Genomic DNA, 26,059 nt, shown 5'->3' with positions numbered 1-26,059 from the left:
TATGCTTTCAGATCAGGCGCTCTTGAACTTGTTCACGAACTCCGTGCGCACATCTGCGTACCATGGGGCTTCCGCCGGCCACGGGTTCAGATTGGCGAGGGAATCGCCAGGATAGGCCTCGGCAAAGTTCTTCTTGTAGACATCGCCAGAGAAGCTATCGGCCTGAAGCACTGGTGAGTTGTAGCCATGGCTATCAATCGCCTTGCCTGCAGGCTCTTTTTCGTAGGCGTAGTCGATGAAGGCATAGACCTGCTCTTCGTTCTCGGCGCCAACCGGCATCGACATACCGTCAACCCAGGCCATGGCCCCTTCCAAAGGCGCTTGATAGTGCACTGGCTCACCCGCCGCTTTCAGCGCCAGAGGTGGGCCATCCCAAGTTTGACCAACAACCACGCCTTCATTCAGCAAGCCGTTTTTCTGGGTGTCAGCGTCATTCCAGATGAGCTTGATGCGGTTTTTGCGCTCAATGCACCAGTCGGTGATCTGTCCCCAGACCTTCCGCATGACCTCTTCATCTTCATACGCAGCCCAGACAGAACCAGGCTCCATCTGCCCTGTCGCTTCCATATGCAGACCCGCGCCAAGCATCATGGAGTGCGCACGGCCCATGGTTTTGCCTGCATTCTCTTCGGACCAGACATCGCCATAAGAAGGCGCATCACCCGCTGGCAACCACTTGTCTGTGCGATAGGCGACACCCTCTGTCCCCCAGATATGAGGCAGCCAGTGAACGCCCGCACCTTCGAAGTTCCATGCGTCGGTGCCGATCTTTGCCATTGCCGGGTTGACCGCGTCGACATTGACCTTGTTCATGTCAAACGGCTTCAACAGCTCGAGTGGACCCCACTGCAAGGACCGGTTGTTGGTCGGAGACACGATATCAAAACCCTGCCCCTTGGTGGCTTTCATCTTGTTGATGATTTCTTCGTTGGATCCGATGCCAGTGTAGTTCACCTTGATACCGGTTTTGGCTTCAAAACCTGCGATGAACTCGGGTGGCAGATAGTCGGACCACATCAAAATATTGATCTCGCCCGAGGAGGCCAGCGCACTCTTGCTGTACAGTGGTGCTGCCAGAACAGCTGCACCTGCTCCCTTCAACACGGCGCGCCGGTTGGTGTTTGACTTCAAGGTCATTGTGACTTTCTCCCTATTGGTTTGTTGGTTTGTTTTTATTGCTTTTGATCGTGCGAGACTGCGAGACACCTCCGGTTCGCTACAGTGACAGATTCAGAAATCAATAAGGCCAGAGCATATCGCAAATGCGACCCGATGTGGCCAGTTTCTGAAATACCGTCTGATCTCACCTTACGATAAACTGCCGAACATCAAACACACACAACGCGTTCGGAATACGAAACTCAATCGCTTGGGTTGGGATTTCTCACGCTCCCATTCCAATTTGATTTCCTGCACAACACATGATCAGCGTATCACGGTAAACGACTAGAATTTAATCTAAAATCGGCCCGGAGCGCATTTTCCAGCTGGAAATCTGATCTTTCAGAATTCTGGTCTTTGGTCTGACCTCCCCTCTGTTTCAACAAGTGTACCCATGTCTATACGGCTGTACCAATGACACCGACGCCAACGGCCATCAGCACCGCAGCGCTCAGCCGACGTTTCCAATTGCCCTCCCGCAAGAAGACAAAACCGATCAAAGCGGCAAAGATCACCGATGTTTCCCGCAAGGCCGAGACAGCACCGAGCGGTGCAAAATTCTTTGCATACAGAACAAGGCCATAGGCCGACATTGACACCAAACCGCCAAGTATGCCCAGCAACCAGACCCGAGCCGGAAGTTGCGGCAGCGTCTCACGTTTGCGGACAAACACAAACATAGCGACAAAGCAGTGCATGAAGGCGCCCCAAGCCCAGTAGCTCAGTGTATTGCCTGACAAGCGCACGCCAACGCCATCCACAAGCGAATACACCGAAATGCAAACACCGGTTCCAACGGCATAGCCCAGCGCAGCCAGCCCCACCCCCGAGCGCAGCGCCTTCCAGCTGCTGAGTTGAATGCCAACCGCAATCAACCCGATGCCGAGCCAGGCTTGCAGCGGCAGAACTTCACCAACGAAGATCATGGCCCAGAGCCCGACCAGCGCTGGAACAATGCCCCGCGCAATCGGATAGACCACACTCAGGTCACCATGCTGATAGGCCCGCCCAAGCATGTAAAAATACCCAAAATGCACCACCGTCGACAACGCAACGTAGAGCAGGCTTTCCAATTCCGGCAGCGGCAACAGGATAACCATGACCGCGCCGGGAATGACGTGACCGAAGGCCACCAACCCCAACGTAGTGGTACGATCGGTCGCCGTTTTGACGATAGCATTCCAGACAGCGTGCAGGATCGCTGCGGATAAGATTATGGCGACAATGAAGGGAGTCATATCAGTGCGCACTCATTCCATGGGAGATCGTGACATCCATCACGCGATATCTTCTGTCTTCAGATCTTGGATCAGACGCGTCTCCAGGAGCTGACCATTGCGATAGAGAATTGGCGTCGCGATAGAAGCGATATGGCTGTTAAATTCCCGCAGTGCGCGCAGAGTTTCGAGGTGGATGTCTGAGCTTTCAAAGCTCTCTTTCGCCCCGTTTTGCAGACGTCTCAGATGCCGCTTGCGGCTGTCGCGCTCCATCCGCTTCACTTCAGTTTTTTCGAGCGAGAGCAAACGCGCGCTCTCCAAGTCGTCGGAAATCACCACATTGGAGGCCAGCCGCATATTGGCGACAATCACCTCATGCATGCGGGTCAGTTCCGCCCACCCCTCGCGGGAGAAATTCACTCCCGTTTTGTTGAGTGATGCAGCAAGACTGGCAAGCCTTTCGTCCACGACATCGCCGGCCGTCTCCAGGCGGATTGCATATTCAACAAGATCACGTGCCTGTTTCGCATCCGCTTTGCTCATCATATCAGCGGGCATTGCCGCAACATAACTGCGGATACCAGACAGACAGGCATTCACATCACGATCCAACCGTTTGACGGCCGCGATCTCTTCCCGGTTGCCTTCGGCATAAAGCGTCAGAACCGGCCGAAACATCGCACCGACTAGATCCGACATCCGCAAAACCTCCCGCTTCAGACTGGCGATGGCTTGTTGCGGCAAGACATCACCGCCGGATTCAAGAACGCTCACAGGAAGTCCAGGATGGGCACTGGGCGCGGCAACGGTGGGATCTGGCAGCATGCGCTGCAACGGCCGCTGCAACGCCCCGCAAAATGGCAATGCCAGCACCAGGAGAACGGCGTTGAACATCAGATGACCGTTCACCAACATCTGCCCCCCAGACACATCTTGCAGAACATGCGCCCCAATCGGGCTATTCACCCAGAACAGAACTGCAACAGCCCAGGAACCACGCAAAATGAGATTTGCCATGGGTATGCGTCGACCGGCCGGAGCCATATCCCGGCTCAGCCAAACAGGAATGAAAGCTGAGCCGCAATTCGCCCCGAGAACCAGCGACAGACCTGCGGCAAACGGCAATGCATCAATCTGAACCAGTGTGACGCACATCAAAATAGCGGCCACAGACGAATGCATGACGAACGCAAGCGCCGTACCAACGAGGAAAGCGGTGATGTAGTCGCGCGCCAAATACTCTGCGATCGCCGGTAGAAATGCGCTTTCACGGATCGGATCCATCGCATCGCGCAATAATTGAAGCGAAATCAGAATGAAGGCGATCCCCATCAAGATACGGCCCAGCTGCCGGGCTTTCTTCGCTTCGGTTTTGACAAAGAGATAGCCACCAACCGCCAGAAGAACTGGCACCAGCCAATCTAGCTTAAATGACAGGATCTGAATGATCAGCGCGGACCCCAAATCGCCGCCCAGCACAATCGCCAACCCAGCCCCAAAAGACAAAAGACCGCTTGCAGCGAATCCAGACGTAAGCAGTGCCACAGCAGCAGAACTCTGCAGCACAACCGCCATACCCACACCTACACCACTTGCCTGAACAAAGCTGCGCTGCCCCGTCAGCAAACGTTGAAACGACGCGCCATAACTGCGCTCGATCCCGGTTCGCACCATACGCACAGCAAACAGCAGGAGCATAACAGAACCTGCAAGGCTGGTCAGAAAGGTCAGAATTGCCATGAGTGTATTTGATGCCTTGTCTGATTATTTCTCACCCAGAGAGGAGGCTGGATCATCCTCGCTGGTGTTGGGCTTTTCGTCCTGAACGATCAGTTGAATGCCCCAAGTTTCCAAAGATCGGCGATGCTTTTTCGAGGGGAAGGCATCGGTCACGATCAAATCCAAGTTTTCGGGTTGCGGCCCGCGATATGGTGCGCGCTCTTCGAACTTTGGGTGCGCCAAAATAACCGCCGTCCGCTCCGCGGCATCCGCAGCTGTGATCGCGAGCTGCGCCTCCAGCGCGCTGCGATAAAGCGGGCCTTGCTTGGCGGTAAACCCGTCGACAGACAGAACCGCGAGATCAAGCGCAAAGCCCGAAAGCTGATTTTGTGCAGATGCCCCAAATGTGCCGCGTTCATTGCTTTGAATCTCGCCACCAAGAAGATGCACACTGTTGCCATTGTGGTGTGCCAGGGTTTGTGCAACCCCGATGGAGTTGGTGACGATTGTGAGATTGGCTTTCTTCCGCAGTCCCTGCGCGGCAAAAGCGGTGGTGGACCCCACATCCATGAACACAGTCATCCCATCAGAGACTTCGCTCACAATCGCCGAGGCAATCTTTTGCTTTTCATCCGTATGCTCTGCGATCCGGCGAAAGAAGCCCTCGGTAGCGTCCGGGCCAGACAGGTAAGCACCGCCGTGAACCCGCTGCACCAACCCGCTTTTGGCAAGCGTTTTGATGATGCGGCGGACGGTTTCTTCGGATACATCCAAAGTCTTTGCCAGCTCGCTGCTGCGCGCAGACCCACCAAGTCGGCGCAGGACCTCGAGCAGCTCCAGCTCGCGATGCGACATCTTTGGCTTCTCTCCCACAGTGCACCTCCGTGTTGGGACCCGCCGTCATACCCAACAGAGACAACCACATAATCCAACTCAATTTCAAGAAAATAACACATAAACCAAAATATTCGGTCAAAAACACAGGATAAACATGGGCTTTTCTTTGTGGCGTTGGGGAAATATGGCTTACGCAACAACAGAATCCCATATGCGGAAGTTTACAGGACAGCAGCATGAGCACGACAGCCACCCAACAGCGCAATATCCTGTTCATCCTGATTGATCAGCTGCGGGCAGATTGCCTGTTTGGAGCGATGGCCGATCATGTTGACCTGCCCAACCTTCGCGCCCTCATGAGCGATGCCGTCAGTTTTTCCAACAACTACAAAGTGGTAAATCCCTGCGGCCCATCACGGGCCTCTATACTGACCGGGCAATACGCGATGAACCATCGCTCCGTTCGAAACGGAACGCCCATGCGCCATGACACCCCCACGCTACCTCGCGAACTGCGCAAGGCCGGGTATCTGCCCATGCTGTTCGGATACACCGATACATCGCAGGACCCTCGCGTCCACCACCCGAACGATCCCGCGGTCCGGAGCTATGAATACCCGATGGATGGGTTTCATGAGATGTTGGAAATGCGCCTTGAAACGTCGCACCCCTGGCGCGCCCACCTGCTGAACAACGGATATCAGTTCGACAACTACTGGGATCTGTACAAGCCCACGTCTGAAAATGGCGCACCTGCAAAGTTGAACGGCCCAGCCATCTATTCAGCAGAGCACAGCGACACGGCGTTTTTGACTGATCAGTTCCTGGCAACCATCCCCGGCTACCGGGATCAAAGTTGGTGTGCGCATCTCACCTACATCCGACCGCATCCGCCGCTTGTGGCACCAGCGCCCTACAACCGCATGTATGATCCGGCCGAAATTCCCTTGCCAACGCGGCTCGGCACCATCGACGCAGAAAAGGCCATACATCCGTTTTTCGACCCCGCGACGCGGGCACAGACACCTGCCAGCTTTGTCGAGGGTTTTCCCGATCTGCAACCCACGGATGACAACATACAGACGCTGCGCTCCGTATATCTGGGGCTGGCGACCGAAGTGGACAAGCACATTGGTCGGGTCATGGACTACCTGCGCAGCAGCAATCAGCTGGACAACACATTGGTGATCGTCAGCGCTGACCATGGCGAAATGCTGGGGGATCGTCACAGCTGGGGGAAACTCTCCGTTTATGATGCAGCCTATCACACACCGCTGATCATCCGCATGCCCGGTAATGCCACCCGAGCAGGCGCAGTGGTAAAGGAGATTACAGAATCTATCGACCTGACACCGACCATTCTTGACTGGGTCGGACAGGACATTCCAAACGCGATGGATGGACGCTCTCTACTGCCTTTGTTGACTGGTGACACGCCGGACAACTGGCGGCGATTTAGCCTGTCTGAACTGGATTTTGCAGACCCGGAAGCAACAAGTATTTGGCAAGATCACCTTGGCACCGGCACCAGCGATTCCTGTTTAGCCATTCTGCGCGATCCGCAGTTTACGCTCGTCGAATTTGCAGCAGATCTGCCGCCTTTGCTTTTTGACAAACACAAGCACGGTGAAATGGTCAACGTCGCAGAGGATCCACACTATCAGGCGGATCTGGCCCGATTAACCCGGGAAATGTTGCGCCACAGAATGCGCAATATGGATCACACGTTGTCATTGGACAGCATTACGCAATACGGTCCTCGGCAACAAAAACGCGAACGCACCAAGGCTCCTTAGCTGTCGGAGCCCATGGTGACCCAGCCACATCTATGGACATATCCGCAATGCTCACACTGCGACAGACCGCTCTAGATTTGTTCCAACAGGCCATCGACAGAGCCGATCCAGCTGTGGCATTGGCGAACGCGCTTGAGACCAACCCGCCAAAACAAACGCCGGGAAAAACAGTTGTTGTGGCGCTGGGAAAAGCCGCCGTTCCAATGATGCGACAGGCCATGGCAATACTGGAACCGGTGGAGCGTGCCCTGGTGGTGACGAACGCCGAAAACCACACCGAAATCCCAGGTGCCCGTGTTCTTGCTGGCGCTCACCCCGTGCCAGATGAACACAGTTTGAACGCAGGTCGCGCAATGCGGGACGCTGTATCAGGCCTGCGCACTGCGGACAGAATTATTGCACTGATCTCCGGCGGCGGCTCTGCCCTTGCGGTATTGCCCGAACCGCCAATCCAACTCCAAGACAAAGCGGCGGTTAACGCGGCCCTTCTCGCATCGGGGCTGTCAATCAATGAGATGAACCTCATCCGCCAGCATATGTCCCAATTGAAAGGTGGAGGCCTACTCCGCCTCGCCAGCCCAGCGCAAATCACCAGCTATATCCTGTCCGATGTGATCGGAGACGATCTGCGCGCCATTGCATCTGGGCCCACCGTTGCACCAATCGGCTCCCGAGCAGAGGCCAAGCAGCTGATGCATACCGCCGGGATCTGGGAGCAACTTCCAGAAACTGTGCGCGATCATTTCAACGCACCAGAGCTGGGCGAGGATTTGCCGGACACAGCCCAATGCCTTGTGGGGTCAAACCGTCACAGCCTAGATGCGGTTCGCACAGGTGCGACCGCTTGTGGTTTCGACGCTCAAGTAGTGTCTGACACGCTCATTGGCGACGTGTCGGATGCCGCCACTAAGATCATAGAGGCCACAAAATCTGCCGCCTTGTCAGCAGAACCTGGGCAGAAAATGGCTTTTATATTTGGGGGCGAAACAACCGTAGCACTCAACGGAACCGGCAAAGGTGGGCGAAATCAGGAACTCGCCCTGCGTGTTGCCCGAGATGGCAGCGACACACTGCCTGGGCATTGGGTTTTTCTATCTGGGGGCACGGACGGGCGCGATGGTCCAACAGATGCCGCCGGTGGTATCGTAGACAGGCACAGCTGGGCCACGATCAAAAAAGGCAAGGCTGATCCTGCTGCCTTGCTCGCCAACAACGACAGCTATCAGGCTCTTAGCCGTTGTAGCGGATTGATCAAAACTGGCGGCACAGGCACCAATGTTGCAGATGTTCAGATCATGCTGTGGCAAGCGGATGAGCCGACGCATTCAAACCCAGACTAATCCGCCTTTGAAGGCTCGCTCCGGTTCAACTCGTTCAACAGATCCAGCAAGGCTTCGTATTTTTCTGCACCCATTTTGGCGCGGGTCTGTGCGATCACTGCCAGGCTTGCACCAAGATTGTCATCAATGATCTGCTCGCCCGCCGGAGTGATCCGGATGATTTGACGCCTTCGGTCTTCCAGATCTTTCTGTCGCTCGATGAGGCCCCGATCATCTAGCTTTTGCAGAATACGCGTGAGGCTGGGCAACAACAGGCAAGCCCGTTCGGAAATCTGGGTCGGGTCGATATCACCACTTTCCTGAACCACACGCAGCACGCGCCACTGTTGCTCTGTCAGTTCAGCATCGCTCAACAACGCGCGGATCGGCCCCATCACCTTTTCTCGGGCACGCAACAGCGCAATTGGCAGTGATCTATCCGTACTGGGCAATGAATTGGTCATACCCAATTATCACCCCGCTCAGGGACAAAGGCAAATACCTGCATAGAAATCACGGACAATTAATGCCCGGTACAGCCCTGAGGCCATGCAGCACCTGCCCTCGAACCTGGCGGATCAGCTCAGCAAATCACCCGGGGCTTTACACATCTCACAATTTTTGCTACACATGTTAAGTATTATCTGGACGCGGAGGAAATCGAGATGCCTCATATTACCGTGGACTACTCCCGAAACATGCAAGAGCGTGTGGACATCACCCTCCTTTGTGACAGTTTGCGCCGCGCGGCGGAGGCCACTGGTGTCTTCCCCTTGGCGGGTATCCGGGTCCGTGCTTTTGCCGCGGACCATGTCAGCCTTGCAGATGGCAATCCCGCACACGGCTATCTGGACATTTCGGTTCGCCTGCGCGCAGGGCGGAACAACGATACCAAACAACAGGTGACACAGGCCATCTTTGCCGCCGCTGAAGCGCAGCTGGCCGACGCGATGGAGCATCATTCCATCGCCCTTTCGCTTGAACTGCGCGACATCGACCCAGACCTATCACCCAAATCCGGCACCATTCGAAAGCACCTGGCAAAAGAGGCATCGCAATGACCAAGCTGACTCAGAACATCGACAAATTGCAGAACTTGCTGGCTGGTTTTGATGACACCGGGATCCAGAACCTGATTGCGAGCCAGAGCATTCCGGCGGCCTCGGCAGAGACCTTTGCGACCCACTCACCTGTTGATGAAAGCCTGATCTGCCAAGTGTCCAAGAGCGACGCAGCTGATATCGATCTGGCAGCCAAAGCGGCAAAAGACGCCTTCCCTGCCTGGCGCGACATGCCAGCAACAGACCGTAAGGCAATCCTGCATCGCATCGCAGACAAGATTGTTGAACGCGCGGACGAAATCGCGCTTTGTGAGTGTTGGGACACTGGCCAACCCCTTCGGTTCATGTCCAAGGCCGCCCTCCGCGGAGCAGAGAACTTTCGCTTCTTCGCAGATAAGGCAACGGCGGCGCGCGACGGACAAATGCTGCCGTCTCCTACGCTGATGAATGTGACGACCCGTGTGCCCATCGGGCCAGTCGGTGTGATCACCCCCTGGAACACCCCTTTCATGTTGTCGACCTGGAAGATTGCGCCTGCATTGGCTGCAGGATGCACGATTGTTCACAAACCCGCAGAATTTTCACCACTGACAGCCCGCATCCTTGCTGAGATTGCGCATGATGCAGGGCTGCCCGCAGGCGTCTGGAATCTGGTAAATGGTATGGGAGAAACCGCGGGGCGGGCGCTGACCGAACACCCCGACATCAAAGCGATCGCTTTTGTCGGCGAGAGCAAAACCGGCTCCATGATCATGAAACAGGGCGCCGACACGTTGAAACGCGTACACTTCGAACTTGGCGGCAAAAATCCCGTGATCGTTTTTGAAGATGCCGATCTCGAGCGCGCCTTGGATGCGGCGATTTTCATGATCTACTCGTTGAACGGTGAACGATGCACGTCTTCCTCTCGTTTGCTGATCCAAGAAAGCGTTGCCGACAAATTTGAGCAAGAGCTGGTCAAACGGGTCAATCAGATCAACGTCGGTCATCCGCTGGACCCATCAACCGAGGTTGGCCCGCTCATCCACAAGACACATTTTGACAAGGTCACGTCCTATTTCGATATCGCGAAAAACGAAGGGGCGCAGATTGCAGCAGGCGGTTGCCGCGTTGGGGACCAGGGCTGGTTCGTGCGACCAACCCTCTTCACTGGGGCGACCAATGATATGGCCATCGCCCAAGAAGAGATCTTTGGCCCCGTTCTGACCTGCATCAGGTTTGAAACCGAAGAACAGGCTCTAACACTGGCCAATGACACAGATTATGGTCTGACCGGCTATGTTTGGACCAATGACATCACCCGGGCCATGCGGTTCACCGACAAGCTCGAAGCGGGAATGATCTGGGTCAACTCTGAAAACGTGCGGCATCTGCCAACACCCTTTGGCGGCACCAAAGCCAGCGGCATCGGCCGCGACGGCGGCGATTGGAGCTTCGATTTCTATATGGAGCAAAAACACATCGGTTTCGCCACCGGGCACCACACAATACCGAAACTCGGCGTCTGACCTCAGCTTGCCGCACCTTCGCCAACGGCGGTCGCTCCCCCCACATTGATCTTGGTTGATCCGCCTAACGCTGATGACATGATAGAATAGAAAGGTTCAAAATGCCCCTTCCCCCTCCGAACCTCTACCCACCCTTTAACATCGTGCGCTTGTCGCATGTGGAATACGCGGTACGTGATCTCGCCGCATCCCGCGCCTTCTACGTCGACACCCTTGGCCTGAACGTCACCTACGAAGACAACGACAGAATCTATCTACGTGCGATGGAAGAGCGCGGGCATCACTGCATCGTGCTGAGTGCTGCAGATAGGGCATCCGTGCGGGTCCTCGGCTTCAAGCTCTATGACAACGATGATCTGGACAAAGCGGCAGAGTTCTTCGCCGCAAAGAATTTACCAGTAGAATGGGTGGACCGCCCCTTCATGGGACGAACCCTACGGACGCGCGACCCATGGGGCATCCCGCTGGAGTTCTATGTCAAGATGGATCGTCTTCCGCCAATTCATCAGAAATATAGTCTCTATAAAGGGGTAAAACCGCTTCGGATTGATCATTTCAATATGTTCAGCGCCGATGTGGATGCCTCCGTGGCCTTTTACGGAGAGATCGGTTTTCGGGTCACCGAATACACCGAAGATGATGACAGCGGTAAAATCTGGGCGGCCTGGATGCACCGCAAAGGCGGGGTTCACGACGTAGCCTTTACCAACGGTCTGGGCCCGCGTCTGCATCACACCGCATTCTGGGTTCCGACCCCGATGAACATCATCGATCTACTGGATCTGATGTCCACCACCGGTTACGTCACCAATATTGAGCGCGGCCCAGGTCGGCACGGCATTTCGAATGCGTTCTTCCTCTATGTGCGTGATCCAGACGGGCACAGGATTGAAATCTACTGCTCCGACTATCAGACCGTTGACCCCGATTTAGAGCCTATAAAGTGGTCGCTCACCGACCCACAGAGACAGACGCTCTGGGGAGAACCAGCCCCAAGATCCTGGTTCGAAGAGGGATCAGAATTTGACGGCGCCACGCCAACCAAAAGCATGCTGGCAGCGCAGCCCATTATCGCACCGTGATCTACCAAGGCAGATATCGCCAGACCTGAGGAACAACACATGAAGTGGGATGAATTCTCCGAATGGGGCCGCAAAGTCTCCGATTGGACACAAGACTACCATCTGACAGTTGGCGATCGCCCTGTTCGCGCCAAGACAGAGCCTGGAGAGGTACTGAATGCGCTGCCATTGTCTCCGCCCGAGGGTGGCGAAGGGATGGCGCAAATTTTTGAGGATTTCGAAACCATCGTGATGCCAGGCATCACCCATTGGCAGCATCCGCGCTTCTTTGCCTATTTCACCTCCAACGCAGCAGCGCCCTCTGTGCTTGCGGAATTTCTGGCCTCCGCAATCGCGCCTCAATGCATGCTCTGGCAGACATCTCCGGCAGCGACGGAGCTGGAAACACGGATGATGGATTGGCTCAGACAGGCGCTGGATCTGCCCGATCAATTCCAAGGCGTGATACAAGACACCGCCTCCTCTGCCACGCTTGCGGCGGTCCTAACAATGCGAGAGAAGGCGCTTGCCTGGCGCGGCAACCAAGACGGTCTGTTCAACCAAAAACAGCTGCGGATCTACTGTTCCTCCGAAGTACACACATCGATTGACCGTGCCATTTGGGTGTCGGGGATCGGACAGCAGAATTTGGTCCGCGTTCCGATCAAAGGTGATTGGCGCGGCATGGACCCGGATGCGTTGGAGGCCGCCATTCAGGCTGACATAGCTGCAGGTCATCAGCCGGCTGGCGTGATCCTCTGCGTTGGGGGCACGGGGGTCGGGGCAACAGATCCAGTTGCCGAGGTACTGGACATCGCAGAAAAACATGGGCTTTACACCCATGTGGACGCTGCCTGGGCTGGATCTGCGATGATCTGCCCTGAGTATCGGCATTACTGGCCCGGCATCGAACGCGCCGACAGCATCGTGTTCAATCCCCACAAGTGGCTTGGCGTACAATTCGACTGCTCCGCGCATTTCCTGAAGAATCCGGATGATCTGGTTCAAACGCTCGCCATCAGCCCAGAATATCTGAAGACACACGGCCGCGATGGGATCATCAATTACTCGGAATGGTCCGTCCCGCTTGGTCGCCGGTTCCGCGCCCTGAAGATCTGGTTCCTGATCCGGACCTACGGGCTGGATGGGCTGCGCGATCGTCTGCGCAACCACATCAACTGGTCGACCGCACTGCACAACAAACTGGCGCAGGAACCTGATTTTGAGATTACCAGCGCGCCAATGTGGTCATTGTGGTCATTCCGATACACCCCCACAGGCCGAGAGGACTTAGACGAACTGAACCAAACGCTGGTCAACAAGATCAATGATGATGGCCGCATTTACCTGACCCAAACCAGGCTGGATGGGCAACTGGTGATCCGGTTCCAGGCGGGACAATTCGAAACAACCGAGGCGGATGTGATGATGGCTTACGATGTCATAACCGAAATTGCACGGACGCAGCTATGATGCCGTTTGCCACCTACGAAGCTGACGGCGACGTCTTTTATGGCGTTGCAACCGACATCGGCATGATCGCACTCTCCCCTCTGTTCCCGGAGTGGCCGACCCTGCGGGACGTCATTGCGGATCAGGGGCTCGAAACCTTGGGCAAAGCGGTCATGGGTCGGTCCGTCACACACGAAAGCTACAGCCTCCTGATCCCGATCCCCAACCCTGAGAAAATCATTTGTGTTGGTGTCAATTTTCCGGATCGCAACGCCGAATACAAAGATGGTTCCGCCCAGCCAAAACACATGTCGCTGTTCCCCCGCTTCCCGCGGTCTTTCACCGGCGCAGGCGAGCCGCTGATCCGCCCGCCTGAAAACCACACACTCGATTACGAAGGCGAGGTGGTCGTGGTGATTGGCAAAGAAGGCCGCAGAATTAAACCCGAAAACGCCTATGACCACATCGCAGCCCTGTCCCTGTGCAACGAAGGAACCATTCGGGATTGGGTCAGACACGCGAAGTTCAATGTGACTCAGGGCAAAAACTGGGACCGTTCCGGATCTATTGGCCCCTGGCTGGTACCGTTTCATTCGGCATCGCAACTGGATGATGCGCGTCTGATCACGCGGGTAAACGGCGAGGTCCGTCAGGACGATACGCTCAATCGGATGATGTTTCCGATTTCAGAAGAGATTGCCTACATCTCAACCTTCACCACACTGCAGCCCGGGGACATGATTGTCACAGGCACCCCCACTGGGGCAGGCGCACGATTTGACCCACCGCGCTATCTCGTCCCTGGCGATGTGGTGGAGGTCGAAGTCGATGGGATTGGCCTGCTGCGCAACACGATTGCAGATGAATTTGACGAGGCCGAAGAATGACACCAGATCAGCATCAAGCCGCCGCAAGAACGCTGTTGCAAGCGGAGCGGACAGGGTCGCAATGTGCGCTGCTGTCCCGTTCCTATCCGGACATGACGCTGGAGGATGCATACGCGGTCCAGCAGGCGCTGGTTCATCAGAAGCTGTCCGAAGGGCGTCGCAAAATCGGCTGGAAAATCGGTCTTACCAGTCGGGCCATGCAACAGGCGCTGAACATCACCACGCCAGACAGCGGCGTCTTGCTGGATGATATGCTGTTCGAAAACGGCGCTGTCGTTCCGTCCGGGCGCTTTATTCAGCCACGCGTCGAGGCGGAAATCGCCTTTGTGATGAAAGCGCCGCTGGCAGGCGTAGATTGCACCCGAGAGGATGTGATCAACGCCACAGATTATGTCGCACCCGCCCTGGAAATTCTGGACACACGCATATTGCGACAAGATCCCGAAACCGGCCAGGCGCGGATCATCACAGATACTGTCAGCGACAATGCCGCGAACGCTGGTGTTGTTCTGGGCGCAGAGCGGCACACACTTGGTGAAACGACGCTCGATCTGCGCTGGACCGGGGCCATTGTGCGACGCAACGGTACCGTCGAAGAAACCGGCCTCGGCGCAGGGGTCTTGGACGATCCAGTCACCTCTGTTCTGTGGCTGGCGCAACGTTTGGCCGAATATGGACAAACGATCGAAGCTGGGGATATCGTTTTGTCAGGGTCGTTCATTCGCCCGATTGAGTGTCCGAGCGGCGCCGATATTTTTGCTGATTTTGGGCCGTTTGGCTCCGTTTCGATCCAATTCGCCTAACGCTAATTTCCGGCAGGAGAGACCGTAAATGCCCGCACCAAAGAACCATTTCAAAGCAGCCCTGGCAAAAGGCGAACGGCAGATCGGGTGCTGGATGAGCTTTGCCGAACCTGCAGTCGCAGAAATCATGGGCACCTGCGGGTTTGATTGGTTGGTGATCGACGGCGAACATGCACCCAATGACATCCGGTCGATCAGGGACCAGTTGGTTGCGCTGGCAGCATCAAACAGCCACCCCGTGGTGCGCCTGCCTATTGGCGAAACCTGGATGATCAAACAGGTCTTGGATGCCGGGGCTCAGACCATTCTCGTGCCAATCGTGGAAAGTGCCGACCGGGCACGGGACTTGGTGCGCGCCTGCCGCTATCCACCCGTCGGTGTACGGGGCGTCGGAGCAACCGCCGCGCGCGCCACCATGTTTGGGAGTGTCAGCGACTATATCCAAACAGCAGACGCTGAAATCTGCCTGCTGGTGCAGGTCGAAAACCGCGCGGGCATTTCAGCCTTGGATGACATTTTGCAGGTCGACGGCATTGACGGCGTATTCATTGGCCCTGCGGATTTGTCTACAGATATGGGTCATCAGGGGAATTCAGCGCATCCAGAAGTGCGAGCCACCATCGAGGACGCAATAAATCGGATTGCAGCTGCGGGGCTTGCACCAGGTATCTTGGGCACCAACGACGACGCGACCCAGGCCTATTTCGATATGGGAGCCCAATTCCTGGCGGTCGGCATCGATGTATTGCTGCTTGCGCAGACCGGTCGCACCCTGGCCCAGTCTTGGAAAAACAAATAACGGCGACGGTACGGCCCAAGGCACACCGATATAGATAAAGACTACTCTGACCGATCGGTGCAATTGACCAATAGCGCGCAAGGCAGGTAGCCTACACCCAAAGATAGAAATTGCATTTGATTTCACATGTTTTGGGAAGGATAGGCCCATGCAACGCTTTTCTCTCGCACGCCCATTGGGCTGGGCCCTATGCGCGGCGACGCTGGCAAGCCCCGGGTTTGCAGACATCAAAATCGCCCATATCTACGGCAAAACCGGGCCGTTCGAAGCCTATGCAAAACAGTCGCATGACGGGCTGATGCTGGGTCTGGAGTATGCCACTAGTGGCACCATGGAGATCAATGGTGAACCGATCGTCGTTCTCGAAAAAGACACTCAGCTCAAACCCGAGAACGGCAGAGCACTGCTGGAAGAGGCCTATGGCGATGACGAGGTCGACCTTGCCATCGGACCAGTCAGTTCTGGCGTGGCGCTGGCGATGCTGCCAGTCGCAGAAGAATATGAGAAAATCCTGATCGTGGAACCGGCCGTGGCCGATTCAATCACTGGCTCGAACTGGAACCGGTATGTGTTCCGAACCTCACGGAATTCCTCCCAGGATGCGGTTGCAAGCGCCATCGCACTGGCGGGAGATAACGTCCATATCGCCACCTTGGCGCAGGACTATGCCTTTGGGCGCGATGGCATCGCAGCCTTTCGGGAAGCTTTGGCCGCACAGGGCGTGTCGATTGTGCACGAAGAATTCGCCCCCACCGACACAACCGATTTCACGGCAGCAGGCGAACGTATCTTCAACGCGATGAAAGATCTCGATGGCGAGAAGAAGCTGTTCATCATTTGGGCAGGCGGTGGCAATCCATGGGCGAAGATCAACGCCATGGATCCTGGCCGTTTTGGGATCGAATTCGCAGGTGTGGGCAATATTCTTGCGGCCCTGAAGGGGTTCAAAGACTTCGAAGGTATGCAGGGCGGGACCTATTACTACTATGAACTGCCCGACAACCCGGTGAACGATTGGCTGGTCAAAACCCATTTCGAACGCTTCGACAGCCCACCTGATTTCTTTACCGCAGGTGGTATGGCTGCCGGAATTGCCGCAGTGGAGGCTATCAAGAACGCCGGATCGTCCGACACAGAAGCCTTGATCGAAGCAATGGAAGGTATGGAGTGGGAAACACCAAAAGGAACAATGAGGTTCCGCCCAGAAGACCATCAGGCACTACAGAGCATGTATCACTTCAAATTGCGCGTTGACGAAAATGTCGAATGGGCAGTGCCTGAACTGGTCCGGGAGCTTGGGATTGATGACATGCCAATACCGGTGCGTAATCAGTAGCCAAGAGGCCTGCTGTTTTGCCTGAACGCGGCGTGCGCGGCAGGTGAAATGGCCTCATCTCATTCAAATATCCCACAGGCTGCATGTCTATTCCGCTGCTTTCCACCACTGACCTCACTGTCCGCTTTGGCGGGCACATCGCGGTGGACAATGTCACAACGCAGTTTCATCCCGGCGAACTGACCGCGATTGTTGGACCGAATGGGGCGGGCAAAACCACATTTTTTAACCTGATTTCGGGTCAAATCCGCGCCTCCTCCGGTCAGGTGGTGCTGAACGGGCAAGATATCTCGCGACTGCCGGTCTCTGCGCGAACCAAAGCAGGCTTGGGGCGCGCTTTTCAGCTCACCAACCTGTTTCCTGATCTCACGGTTTTGGAAAATATCCGGCTGGTCGTGCAAGCCAAGGCGAACAAGGGGTTTAACCTATGGTCCACAGCGGTCGCGCTGACCGACATCACGGCGAAAGCGCAGACAATCCTCGCCCAGGTGCGTCTAGAGCATGTGGCGAAGCAACCGGTCTCTGAACTGCCCCACGGAGATCAACGCAAGCTCGAGGTGGCCATTCTGATTGCGTTGGAGCCCAAGGTCTTCATGTTTGATGAGCCCACAGCCGGTATGAGCCTGGATGAAGCGGACACGATCCTTGACTTGATCGCGGATCTCAAGGCGCGGACTGAATGTACGGTGCTACTGGTCGAACATAAAATGGACGTCATCCGTACCCTCGCAGACCGCATTGTCGTTTTGCACAATGGCCAGCTGGTCGCCGATGGGCCGCCTGCGGAGGTGATGGCTTCGGCCATCGTCCAAGAGGCGTATCTGGGGCTCAGCCCAGAGGATCAGATGCATGGCTGACCAGATCGACCACCTCATCGAAGATGCACCCATCCTCCGGCTCGACGCTGTTCATACGGACATCAGGCAGTATCACATCCTGAATGGCGTGGATCTCGTGGTGCCACGCGGGCAGGTCACGATGCTGCTGGGGCGCAATGGTGTCGGTAAAACCACGACATTGCGCAGCATCATGGGTCATTGGCGAATTCACCGGGGCTCCATCACCTTCAACGGTGCCGACATCAGCACACAGCCAACGGCCGATATCGCACGTGCGGGCATCGGGTACGTGCCAGAGGATATGGGCATCTTCTCGGATCTGACAGTCGAAGAAAACATGCAGCTCGCTGCCTTTTCAGGACCGATGAGTGCCACCCGACTGGGCTGGATCTTCGCAACATTTCCGCCACTCAAAACTCTATGGCACACAGAGGCTGGGCATCTCTCTGGTGGGCAAAAACAGATGCTCTCCGTCGCGCGGGCCATGATCGAAGAGCGGGAACTGTACATCATCGATGAACCGACCAAAGGCCTCGCCCCTGCAATTGTCGCAACAATGGTGCGCGCTCTGCAGGACCTGAAGGACCAAGGCGCATCGATCTTGATGGTCGAACAGAATTTCGCAGTCGCAGCCGCATTGGGGGATACCGCCCATGTCATGGTGGACGGCGCCGTCAAATGGTCTGGGCCAATGCGCGCACTTGCCGAGGATTTGGACCTACAACGCAGCCTCATGGGCTTCAGCCTTCAAACTGCAGCGCGCGATCAAAGCGCAACGAAATCGAGTTGATCACCTGATGACCCACGCGCCCGAACACAACCCACAAATACAACAGATGACGCTGCAACAGCGGCTGGCTCCCGCTTGGCCTGGCCTGTTGGTTCCGCTGCTCATGTGCGCAGGCTTTGCCCTCACCCTCAATCCGTCCAGCTGGCTGACATTAACGCTGTCTGGGCTGGCCATGGGATTGATGATCTTCATCATGGCCTCAGGCATGACATTGGTCTTCGGCTTGATGGATGTCATCAACTTTGGACATGGCGCCTTTGTGTCACTCGGGGCCTTCGTTGGTGTAAGCGTTCTATTCGCGCTTGGCCATTTGACCGCAGCGCCTTCCGTAGCGCTCAATCTTCTGGCGGTGCTCATGGCCATTTGTGCGGGGATGGCCGCAACCGCCCTGGCGGGTTGGGCCTTCGAACGGGTGATCGTGAAACCGGTGCAAGGCAACCATCTGAACCAGATCCTTGTCACCGTCGGCGGGCTGATCGTGGCTGAACAACTCATCATCGTTCTTTGGGGACCCGAGGAGATTTATTTCACCCGCCCAGAAGCCCTGAAAGGTTCCTTTATCATCGGCTCCATCGCGGTTGAGAAATTCCGTCTCGTTGCTGTTTGCATCGGGATCGTGGTCTTTGCCGCCATGCACTTTGTCCTGCGACGCACAAAGATTGGCCTCATTGTCCGCGCCGGTGTGCAGAACGGCGAAATGGTCGAGGCTCTTGGCTACAGATTGCGTCAGGTTTTTGTCGCCGTCTTTGTTACGGGCTGCGCCCTTGCAGGTCTGGGGGGCGTGATGTGGGCGCTGTATCAAGAAGTCATCACCGCCCATATGGGCAATCAAGCCATGATCCTCATCTTCATCGTTGTGATCATCGGCGGCCTAGGCTCTATTGAGGGCTGCTTTATCGGCGCACTCCTGGTCGGCCTGCTGCAAAACTATGTCGCCTTCGTGGAACCAAAACTCGCATTGGTATCCAACATCGGCCTGATGGTGGCCATTTTGGTGTGGCGCCCGATGGGATTGATTCCTGTGGTGAAAGCAAAATGATCCAGAAGATCCTGTCATATGACACCCCCCGATCGATTGCTCTCAGTATGCTTTTGCTGTGTATCTTCGCAGGTCTTGCACTGGCCCCCTTTCTGTTTCCCGGCGTTCGTACGGTCGATACCGCTGCACGAATTTGCATCTTCATTGTCCTGGTCGCCAGCTACGATCTCTTGCTCGGGTATGGCGGCATTGTCAGTTTCGCCCATACCATGTTCTTCGGCGTCGGCGCTTATTCCGTCGCCCTGACCTCGCTGCATCTCGGCCGTGGCTTTGACGCACTGATACTCGGCGCTGCAATCGGCGCTGTGCTGGCAACATGCCTGGCGGCGGCAATTGGCCTGTTCTCGCTACGCGTGCGCGCCATCTTCTTTGCGATGATCACATTGGCTGTGGCATCTGCTTTGGCCGTTTTGGTCAGCCAGTTTTCGGACCTCACCGGCGGAGAGGACGGCCTGACCTTCAAGCTTCCACGCGAACTGGGCCCGGCCTTCAAATTCGGGCAAACCCTGTTCGACGGGACAGTGTTTGGCGTAAAATTGAACGGCAAACTGCTGACCTACTATCTGGTCTTCGGCACAAGCCTTGTGTTGTTTCTGATCACATTGCGTCTCGTAAATGCGCCTTTCGGGCGCGTGCTTCAGGCGATCCGTGAGAACGAATTCCGCGCCGAAGCCATCGGCTATCGCGTTGTTCACTACAAAATAGCAGCAACCTGCCTCTCGGCCGCAATCGCATCATGTGCAGGCGCGCTTTATGCGATCTGGCTGCGATATGTTGGGCCCAGCACAACCTTGTCCCTCGAACTGATGATCGACATCCTGCTCATTCTGGTGATCGGAGGCATGGGAACGATCTATGGTGCAGTCATCGGAGCCACTCTTTTTCTGCTGACCGAAAACTACCTGCAAGCTGCCATGGGGCGTTTGACCAGCGGGATTGGCGACATACCGGTGGTTTCTGCACTGCTGAGCCCGGATCGCTGGCTCCTATGGATGGGCATCCTGTTCATCGTCAGCGTCTATTGCTTCCCGAAGGGCATTGTGGGGCACTTTCGCAAAGATCCCTGATCGCGACGCGCCCGCTCACCTTTCCCAAATACTCCGGGGGTGAGAAAGCATCGCTTTCGAGGGGGCAGAGCCCCCAGCTGCATCAACTGATTTCGCGGCCCGAGGTCTGACGTGCGGTCTAACGTGGGATCTGACGCCGAGGCATGTGGTCTCACGGCAGAAACACTGTGCAACGCTCATCACATAGGGGTCACGCAACAAAAAGGCCGCCTCTTGCGAGACGGCCCTGATAGACGAGTGAGCGAGAAATCAGCCCTTCTTGAGCACTTCGCGCCCCAGGAGCTCTGCGATTTGGACCGCATTCAGGGCAGCCCCTTTGCGCAGGTTGTCAGAAACGCACCAGAGGTTGATCCCGTTCTCAACAGTGGAATCCTGCCGGATCCGGCTGATGAATGTGGCAAAATCGCCCACGCATTCCTTCGGTGTGACGTAGCCGCCGTCTTCGCGTTTGTCGATGACCATGATGCCGGGGCTTTCGCGAAGGATGTCACGGACCTCGTCTTCATCCAGAAAGTCTTCAAACTCGATGTTGACCGCTTCGGAGTGGCCCACAAAGACCGGCACCCGCACGCAGGTCGCGGTGACCTTGATGGACGGATCGATGATCTTCTTGGTCTCGGCAACCATTTTCCACTCTTCTTTGGTGGAACCGTCATCCATGAAAACGTCGATGTGCGGGATCACGTTGAAGGCGATCTCTTTGGTGTAGACACTCGGCGGGACATCGGTGGTTGGGTTGTAGACCGCTTTGGTCTGATCCCACAGCTCTTCCATCGCATCTTTGCCCGACCCGGATACCGACTGATAGGTCGACACGACAACGCGCTTGATCTTTGCCCGATCATGCAGCGGCTTCAGTGCAACAACCATCTGCGCGGTCGAGCAGTTTGGATTGGCGATGATGTTCTTCTGGCTGTAGTCGTGCACCGCTTCTGGATTGCACTCCGGCACGATCAACGGCACCTGCGGATCGTAGCGATAGAGCGACGAGTTATCGATTACCACACAACCTGCGGCCGCAGCTTTGGGTGCGTAGGTTTTGGTGGCTTCAGATCCGACTGCGAAGAGCGCCATATCCCAGCCGCTGAAATCGAATGTATCCAGATCCTGAGTTTTCAGTGTCGTGTCGCCGAATGTAACTTCGGTGCCGAGGGATCTGCGGCTCGCCAGAGCGGCAACCTCATCCACAGGAAACTGGCGTTCAGCCAGGATGTTCAGCATTTCGCGACCCACATTGCCTGTGGCGCCAGCGATAACGACGCGATAACCCATTTTGTTTCTCCAATTGAACCCGGCCTCTTGGCCAGCTGCGGTGTCTTATCGAGATTACAGGGCTTAGGAAAGGCCGGATCAGGCCAAGCGGTCTTTCGAGCGCAGATATGTGACCAATCCAAGCACCAAAAACGCCAGCAACACGGCAAACAAAGCGGCATAGGGCAATAAAGGGTCCGATCCGGTCATTTCAGAATGCACTTTTCCGGTTAGGAACTGCATGATTCCCACGCCGCCAATACCGAAAAAATTCAGCAGCGTGACGCCTCGCCCCACCAGATGTGGCGGCACAAAGGCGCGACCATGTGCCAAGATAATCGGGAAGGTCGCCCCAAAGAACCCAACCGCGGCCAGTAGGGCGACCACCAGCCAAATGGGCCCGTCAATCCACAGGATCAGCAACAGCAAGGCAACTGCCGCACAGAGGTTGCCAACAAAAATCACCCATTTACGGGTGCCCAAGATCCGGTCAAGCGGGCCATAAACAAAAGTCCCGGCAATCATCGCGACCCCCATGATAAGGCTGGATACGCCAATCGCGGAGGCCCCCAGGTTCATCACATCGCCAAGATATGGGCCGATCCACAGCCCGCGCAGCGCAGCCGCGGGGGCGTAAGCCACAAACATAATCGCAAAAATGGGCCAGAGCGCCCGCATGCGCAGGATGTCGAGAACGGACCCTTGCGGGCGGTCCGGATCATGTGGTGGCTGCTCAGGATCGCGGACGAAGAGAAAAAGACCCAAAGCGACGACAGCGGACAGCCCCGCCAACGCCACAAGCGTGCCGCGCCACCCAACCAGATCAACCATCAGTGTTGTGGGATATGATGCAATCAAATTGCCAAAGGATCCAACGCCGAGCATGACCGCTGCCAAGGTCGCAAATTGTTGCGGAGGGTATTGGCGCGCAAACAGGTAGTAGGAGGCCATCAAAACCGGCGAGCAGCCCACCCCGATCAACATCATGGCGATATGAATGTGGACAGGATTGCTCGCCATGGCGAACACCAGCGCACCGCCACCGCCCCCTAACAGCAACAACACGGAAGCCGTGAGCCGGGGGCCGATCCGATCCAAGGACCACCCGACTGGAAACTGCATCACAGCAAAAACCAGAAACCAAAGCCCGGAAGCGAAGGCCAAATCGTCCGGAGACACGCCGATTTCCAGTCGCAATGGTGCCGCGAGAATCGCCAGGAATGCGCGATAGAACTGGCTGAGCACATAGCCAAGGCACAAAACCACCAATCCGAGCTTCACGATGACCCTCCCTCGACCTTCCCTGTGCCCACACTGGCGATTTCAACGCAATTCACAAGTCTGCGAAACTATTTGCCCAAGAATGGCCGTTCTGGAAAAACACACTAGGATAAGTTCCAGCAGGAGGCGTTGGTACCGATGACACAAGATGTTTTTTATCAATCTCTTACTCCCACTGATGATTTTTCCACATTGACCCGCCCGGAGGCATTTACGCCGCTGCCACGAGACTGGATGGTCGGGTGCTGTGATATCGTGAATTCGCGAGAGTTGATTGCGGATGGGCGCTATAAAACCGTGAATACGGTTGGGGCATCGGCGATTGCCGCGATGATCAACGCACTGGGCGATGAGGCCTTTCCATATGTGTTCGGAGGTGACGGGGCTTGCTTTGCGGTGCCGCATTGCCATGCCGAGGCAGCAAAGGATGTTCTGTCGCGTTTGCGCAGCTGGGCCAGTGCTGAATTCGAAATAGAGCTGCGGGCAGCGTTGCTTCCGGTGTCCTGGATCCGTGCCGAAGGCCTCGATGTGACGGTCGCGCGATTTGCGGTCTCCAATGGGGCCGACTATGCGATGTTCTCCGGGGGCGGGCTGACCTGGGCAGAAAAGCAGATGAAATTGGGCGGCTTTGAGGTTCCACCAGCTGAATTGCCAGATCCGCCAGATTTGACTGGTTTGTCTTGCCGCTGGAGCAACATTCCGGCCCGCAACGGCATGATTCTTTCTGTCGTGGTGCAGCCTGAGCCAAATGCCCCACCCGAATCGTTTGGCCAGGTGACCGGGGAAATCCTCGACATGGCAGAACAGTTGCAACGAAAAGGGCACCCGGTTCCAACCAAGGGGCCGGAGTTTACGTTCCCGCCTGCCGGTTTTGACATTGAAACAAAGCTGATCCAGAAGCGGCACGCGTTGATTTTTCGCAAAATCAAATTGCTCATCGAGATGCTCTTTGCGGCCTTTGCCCTGTCTCGCAGTCGGCCTCTCGGGAGTTTTGACCCGGCGCACTACCGGCAAATGGTTGCGGAGAAAGCGGATTTTCGCAAATTCGACGATGGCCTAAAGCTGACGCTGGATTGCCCAGAACCGATCAAGGATGCGATTACGGGCATCCTTCAGCGTGCGGCAGAAAAGGGCCATGTGCGATATGGGCTCCACGCCCAAGAGGAGGCTTTGGTGACCTGCATCGTACCGTCTGCGATGCGCGACGATCATGTGCATTTCATTGATGGGGCAGCCGGGGGGTACACCCAAGCGGCCCAGCATATGCAAGATACAGCCAATTCAGACGCCGCCTGAGGAGACGCTGTTTCATGTGATAAACGGCGAGAGGCAGGTCTGCATTTCTATGGCCGGCTCAGACCGGAACAAACCCCTGTGAATGCGGATCATAGCATTCCAGCCCGCCCTCGCCGATGTCGGTCCACAGACCGTGCAGGCTCAGCTCGCCCTGCTTCACGGCGGCATCGATAAACGGAAAAGTCATCAAGTTCTCGAGCGACGCAACAACCGCCTGACGTTCAAACTGGCGGGCCTGCGCGACAGGATCTTCGATATGTGAGACCTCGTCAAACCGGGGTTTCAAGATATCCATCCAGCGCCCGACAAAGCTCTCTTTGGCGTCCAGCGCCGGGGCGTGCCCCTTGCACATATCGATGCAGCCCTGCACTCCACCACATTGCGAATGGCCCAGAACGATCAGATGGGACACTTTCAAAACGGTGACCGCGTATTCAACCGTCGCGCTGGTACCGTGATGGTCCCCATCAGGTTGATAGGGCGGCACAAGGTTGGCGATATTGCGATGGATGAAGAACTCGCCCTGATCCGCACCAAAGATCGAGGTGACATGGACGCGACTGTCGCAGCAGGAAATCACCATCGCGCGCGGGCGTTGTCCCTCGCTGGCCAGCCGTCGATACCACCCCTGGTTCTCGCTGTAGGTCGTCGCTTTCCACCCATGATAGCGAGTGACCAGATAGCCCGGAAGTGGTTTGGCGTGTTCCATCTGTATGTCCTCGAATAAAAATTTTCTATTTTTTTAGCAAGGATTGTCACCAAATTCGAGGGATTTGGCCAGTGCCGCGGAAACCTTTTGAAAACTTCTAAAGCGCACATTCGACATGTGCCGTGGGGGCATAATCTATTGGGGTGTAATGTGGTGGCTGAAGTACTCACTGTAATTCACAAAGAAAACGTGCGCTTGGATTCTGACAAACTGTCCGAACTCTACGCGCAACTTGGCGAAGCCGGCGCGGAGGATGTGATCTGCCGCGCCATCGAAGAATTGGCCGTTCGACTGTCGCATTGTGAGCGGCTGTGGCGGCAAAACGATATGATGAACCTGCGCAAAAGCGCCCGTTCCCTAATCGCGATTGCAGATCAAATCGGAATGACGGCCATGGCCGCCGTCGCGCGGGATGTAACCGCTGCCATAGATAGTGATGATCTCGCAGCAGTATCAGCAACACTGTTCCGTCTGATGCGGATCGGAGAACGCTCCTTGACGGCTGTCTGGGAACAACAGGACCTGTCTGTTTGAACACGGAAGTATTGTCCGGATAGCCCTGCTTATGGTTGTCTCCTCATTTTCAAGACCAACAGAACAGGTACTGCTGCAGCGCCTTTCCTGGCGTTTGGGTTACCAAAATCCAAGGCTCAGCCTTGATGGGTAGGCCAAGCAAACAACGCAACCGCAGGGCTGTCGAGAACATTCTGAATTGTCCGGTGTAGGTAACATGCCAATTGTCCGCTTCAGTTAGTACCGCAGCAGCCCAAATCGGAACGAGCCGTAGGCGACTGGAGATTTGGGCTGCTGCGTTCGCACGCGTCGAAGCGG

Annotated in this window: 24 protein-coding genes; 16 read left to right on the top strand and 8 right to left on the bottom strand. The window is 56.1% G+C overall.

Annotation, left to right across the window (positions count from 1 at the left end; genetic code table 11):
• Window positions 1-12 precede the first annotated feature (12 nt).
• The 4 genes from Q0C28_RS02560 to Q0C28_RS02545 all read right to left on the bottom strand — a co-directional run bounded on the left by Q0C28_RS02560 (window position 13) and on the right by Q0C28_RS02545 (window position 4,952).
• Complete coding sequence (locus Q0C28_RS02560; protein ID WP_293573080.1) at window positions 13-1,137, bottom strand: extracellular solute-binding protein; 1,125 nt, start codon at window positions 1,135-1,137, stop codon at window positions 13-15.
• Window positions 1,138-1,559: 422 nt separating this feature from the next.
• Entirely contained in the window at window positions 1,560-2,399 is an 840-nt protein-coding gene (locus Q0C28_RS02555) for a DMT family transporter (RefSeq protein WP_293573079.1), read from the bottom strand.
• Between the two features lie 39 nt (window positions 2,400-2,438).
• Entirely contained in the window at window positions 2,439-4,118 is a 1,680-nt protein-coding gene (locus Q0C28_RS02550; protein WP_293573078.1) for a Na/Pi cotransporter family protein, read from the bottom strand.
• 24 nt (window positions 4,119-4,142) lie between these two features.
• Entirely contained in the window at window positions 4,143-4,952 is an 810-nt protein-coding gene (locus Q0C28_RS02545) for a DeoR/GlpR family DNA-binding transcription regulator (protein WP_293573086.1), read from the bottom strand.
• 218 nt (window positions 4,953-5,170) lie between these two features.
• Between Q0C28_RS02545 and Q0C28_RS02540 the strand changes: the two genes are divergently transcribed.
• Window positions 5,171-6,730, top strand: coding sequence for a sulfatase-like hydrolase/transferase (locus tag Q0C28_RS02540; RefSeq protein ID WP_293573077.1), 1,560 nt, complete (start codon window positions 5,171-5,173; stop codon window positions 6,728-6,730).
• A gap of 47 nt (window positions 6,731-6,777) precedes the next feature.
• A complete protein-coding gene (locus Q0C28_RS02535) occupies window positions 6,778-8,070 on the top strand; it encodes a DUF4147 domain-containing protein (protein ID WP_293573076.1) in 1,293 nt (430 codons plus the stop codon).
• On the opposite strand, the gene hpaR is transcribed toward Q0C28_RS02535, so the two are convergent.
• Window positions 8,067-8,513, bottom strand: a complete 447-nt coding sequence (gene hpaR / locus Q0C28_RS02530) for a homoprotocatechuate degradation operon regulator HpaR (protein WP_293573075.1) — start codon at window positions 8,511-8,513, stop codon at window positions 8,067-8,069. The genes Q0C28_RS02535 and hpaR overlap by 4 nt on opposite strands.
• A 201-nt stretch (window positions 8,514-8,714) precedes the next feature.
• Between hpaR and Q0C28_RS02525 the strand changes: the two genes are divergently transcribed.
• The 12 genes from Q0C28_RS02525 to Q0C28_RS02470 all read left to right on the top strand — a co-directional run bounded on the left by Q0C28_RS02525 (window position 8,715) and on the right by Q0C28_RS02470 (window position 20,691).
• The gene (locus Q0C28_RS02525; protein ID WP_293573074.1) at window positions 8,715-9,110 is read left to right on the top strand and encodes a 5-carboxymethyl-2-hydroxymuconate isomerase; all 396 of its coding nucleotides are present in this window, start codon (window positions 8,715-8,717) and stop codon (window positions 9,108-9,110) included.
• Window positions 9,107-10,618 carry a 5-carboxymethyl-2-hydroxymuconate semialdehyde dehydrogenase gene (gene hpaE / locus Q0C28_RS02520; RefSeq protein WP_293573073.1) on the top strand — a complete coding sequence of 504 codons (1,512 nt, stop codon included), beginning with the start codon at window positions 9,107-9,109 and terminating at the stop codon, window positions 10,616-10,618. The genes Q0C28_RS02525 and hpaE overlap by 4 nt, the downstream gene beginning before the upstream one ends.
• A 101-nt stretch (window positions 10,619-10,719) precedes the next feature.
• Window positions 10,720-11,700, top strand: a complete 981-nt coding sequence (gene hpaD, locus Q0C28_RS02515; protein WP_293573072.1) for a 3,4-dihydroxyphenylacetate 2,3-dioxygenase — start codon at window positions 10,720-10,722, stop codon at window positions 11,698-11,700.
• A gap of 39 nt (window positions 11,701-11,739) precedes the next feature.
• Window positions 11,740-13,152 (top strand): pyridoxal-dependent decarboxylase, encoded by a 1,413-nt coding sequence (locus Q0C28_RS02510; protein WP_293573071.1) that lies wholly within the window; start codon window positions 11,740-11,742, stop codon window positions 13,150-13,152.
• Window positions 13,152-14,018, top strand: a complete 867-nt coding sequence (locus Q0C28_RS02505) for a fumarylacetoacetate hydrolase family protein (protein ID WP_293573085.1) — start codon at window positions 13,152-13,154, stop codon at window positions 14,016-14,018. The genes Q0C28_RS02510 and Q0C28_RS02505 overlap by 1 nt, the downstream gene beginning before the upstream one ends.
• Window positions 14,015-14,821, top strand: coding sequence for a 2-oxo-hept-4-ene-1,7-dioate hydratase (gene hpaH, locus Q0C28_RS02500; RefSeq protein ID WP_293573070.1), 807 nt, complete (start codon window positions 14,015-14,017; stop codon window positions 14,819-14,821). The genes Q0C28_RS02505 and hpaH overlap by 4 nt, the downstream gene beginning before the upstream one ends.
• A 28-nt stretch (window positions 14,822-14,849) precedes the next feature.
• Window positions 14,850-15,620 carry an HpcH/HpaI aldolase/citrate lyase family protein gene (locus Q0C28_RS02495; protein ID WP_293573069.1) on the top strand — a complete coding sequence of 257 codons (771 nt, stop codon included), beginning with the start codon at window positions 14,850-14,852 and terminating at the stop codon, window positions 15,618-15,620.
• Window positions 15,621-15,768: 148 nt separating this feature from the next.
• Window positions 15,769-16,956 carry a substrate-binding domain-containing protein gene (locus Q0C28_RS02490; RefSeq protein WP_293573068.1) on the top strand — a complete coding sequence of 396 codons (1,188 nt, stop codon included), beginning with the start codon at window positions 15,769-15,771 and terminating at the stop codon, window positions 16,954-16,956.
• A gap of 83 nt (window positions 16,957-17,039) precedes the next feature.
• Complete coding sequence (locus Q0C28_RS02485) at window positions 17,040-17,813, top strand: ABC transporter ATP-binding protein (RefSeq protein ID WP_293573067.1); 774 nt, start codon at window positions 17,040-17,042, stop codon at window positions 17,811-17,813.
• A complete protein-coding gene (locus Q0C28_RS02480) occupies window positions 17,806-18,585 on the top strand; it encodes an ABC transporter ATP-binding protein (protein WP_293573066.1) in 780 nt (259 codons plus the stop codon). The genes Q0C28_RS02485 and Q0C28_RS02480 overlap by 8 nt, the downstream gene beginning before the upstream one ends.
• A 7-nt stretch (window positions 18,586-18,592) precedes the next feature.
• Window positions 18,593-19,624 carry a branched-chain amino acid ABC transporter permease gene (locus Q0C28_RS02475; RefSeq protein ID WP_293573065.1) on the top strand — a complete coding sequence of 344 codons (1,032 nt, stop codon included), beginning with the start codon at window positions 18,593-18,595 and terminating at the stop codon, window positions 19,622-19,624.
• Window positions 19,621-20,691, top strand: a complete 1,071-nt coding sequence (locus tag Q0C28_RS02470) for a branched-chain amino acid ABC transporter permease (RefSeq protein WP_293573064.1) — start codon at window positions 19,621-19,623, stop codon at window positions 20,689-20,691. Before Q0C28_RS02475 ends, Q0C28_RS02470 begins: the two co-directional genes overlap by 4 nt.
• Window positions 20,692-20,940: 249 nt before the next feature.
• Here Q0C28_RS02470 and Q0C28_RS02465 read toward each other — a convergent pair whose 3' ends face one another.
• Both Q0C28_RS02465 and Q0C28_RS02460 read right to left on the bottom strand, forming a co-directional pair.
• On the bottom strand, window positions 20,941-21,963 hold the full coding sequence (locus Q0C28_RS02465; RefSeq protein ID WP_293573063.1) for an aspartate-semialdehyde dehydrogenase: 1,023 nt from the start codon (window positions 21,961-21,963) through the stop codon (window positions 20,941-20,943).
• A gap of 78 nt (window positions 21,964-22,041) precedes the next feature.
• The gene (locus Q0C28_RS02460) at window positions 22,042-23,223 is read right to left on the bottom strand and encodes an MFS transporter (RefSeq protein ID WP_293573062.1); all 1,182 of its coding nucleotides are present in this window, start codon (window positions 23,221-23,223) and stop codon (window positions 22,042-22,044) included.
• Between the two features lie 138 nt (window positions 23,224-23,361).
• Between Q0C28_RS02460 and Q0C28_RS02455 the strand changes: the two genes are divergently transcribed.
• Window positions 23,362-24,519 carry a DUF3095 domain-containing protein gene (locus tag Q0C28_RS02455; RefSeq protein WP_293573061.1) on the top strand — a complete coding sequence of 386 codons (1,158 nt, stop codon included), beginning with the start codon at window positions 23,362-23,364 and terminating at the stop codon, window positions 24,517-24,519.
• 58 nt (window positions 24,520-24,577) lie between these two features.
• Here the strand turns inward: Q0C28_RS02455 and Q0C28_RS02450 are convergent, their stop codons facing one another.
• Window positions 24,578-25,228, bottom strand: coding sequence for a carbonic anhydrase (locus Q0C28_RS02450; protein ID WP_293573060.1), 651 nt, complete (start codon window positions 25,226-25,228; stop codon window positions 24,578-24,580).
• 153 nt (window positions 25,229-25,381) lie between these two features.
• On the opposite strand from Q0C28_RS02450, the gene Q0C28_RS02445 reads away from it, so the two are divergent.
• Entirely contained in the window at window positions 25,382-25,762 is a 381-nt protein-coding gene (locus Q0C28_RS02445) for a hypothetical protein (protein ID WP_293573059.1), read from the top strand.
• Window positions 25,763-26,059 lie beyond the last annotated feature (297 nt).

The organism is Phaeobacter sp. (assembly GCF_022825805.1).
Taxonomy (GTDB): domain Bacteria; phylum Pseudomonadota; class Alphaproteobacteria; order Rhodobacterales; family Rhodobacteraceae; genus Phaeobacter.
Note: the sequence above shows the minus strand (reverse complement) of the source record. Positions and strands in the feature narration are given on the sequence as shown.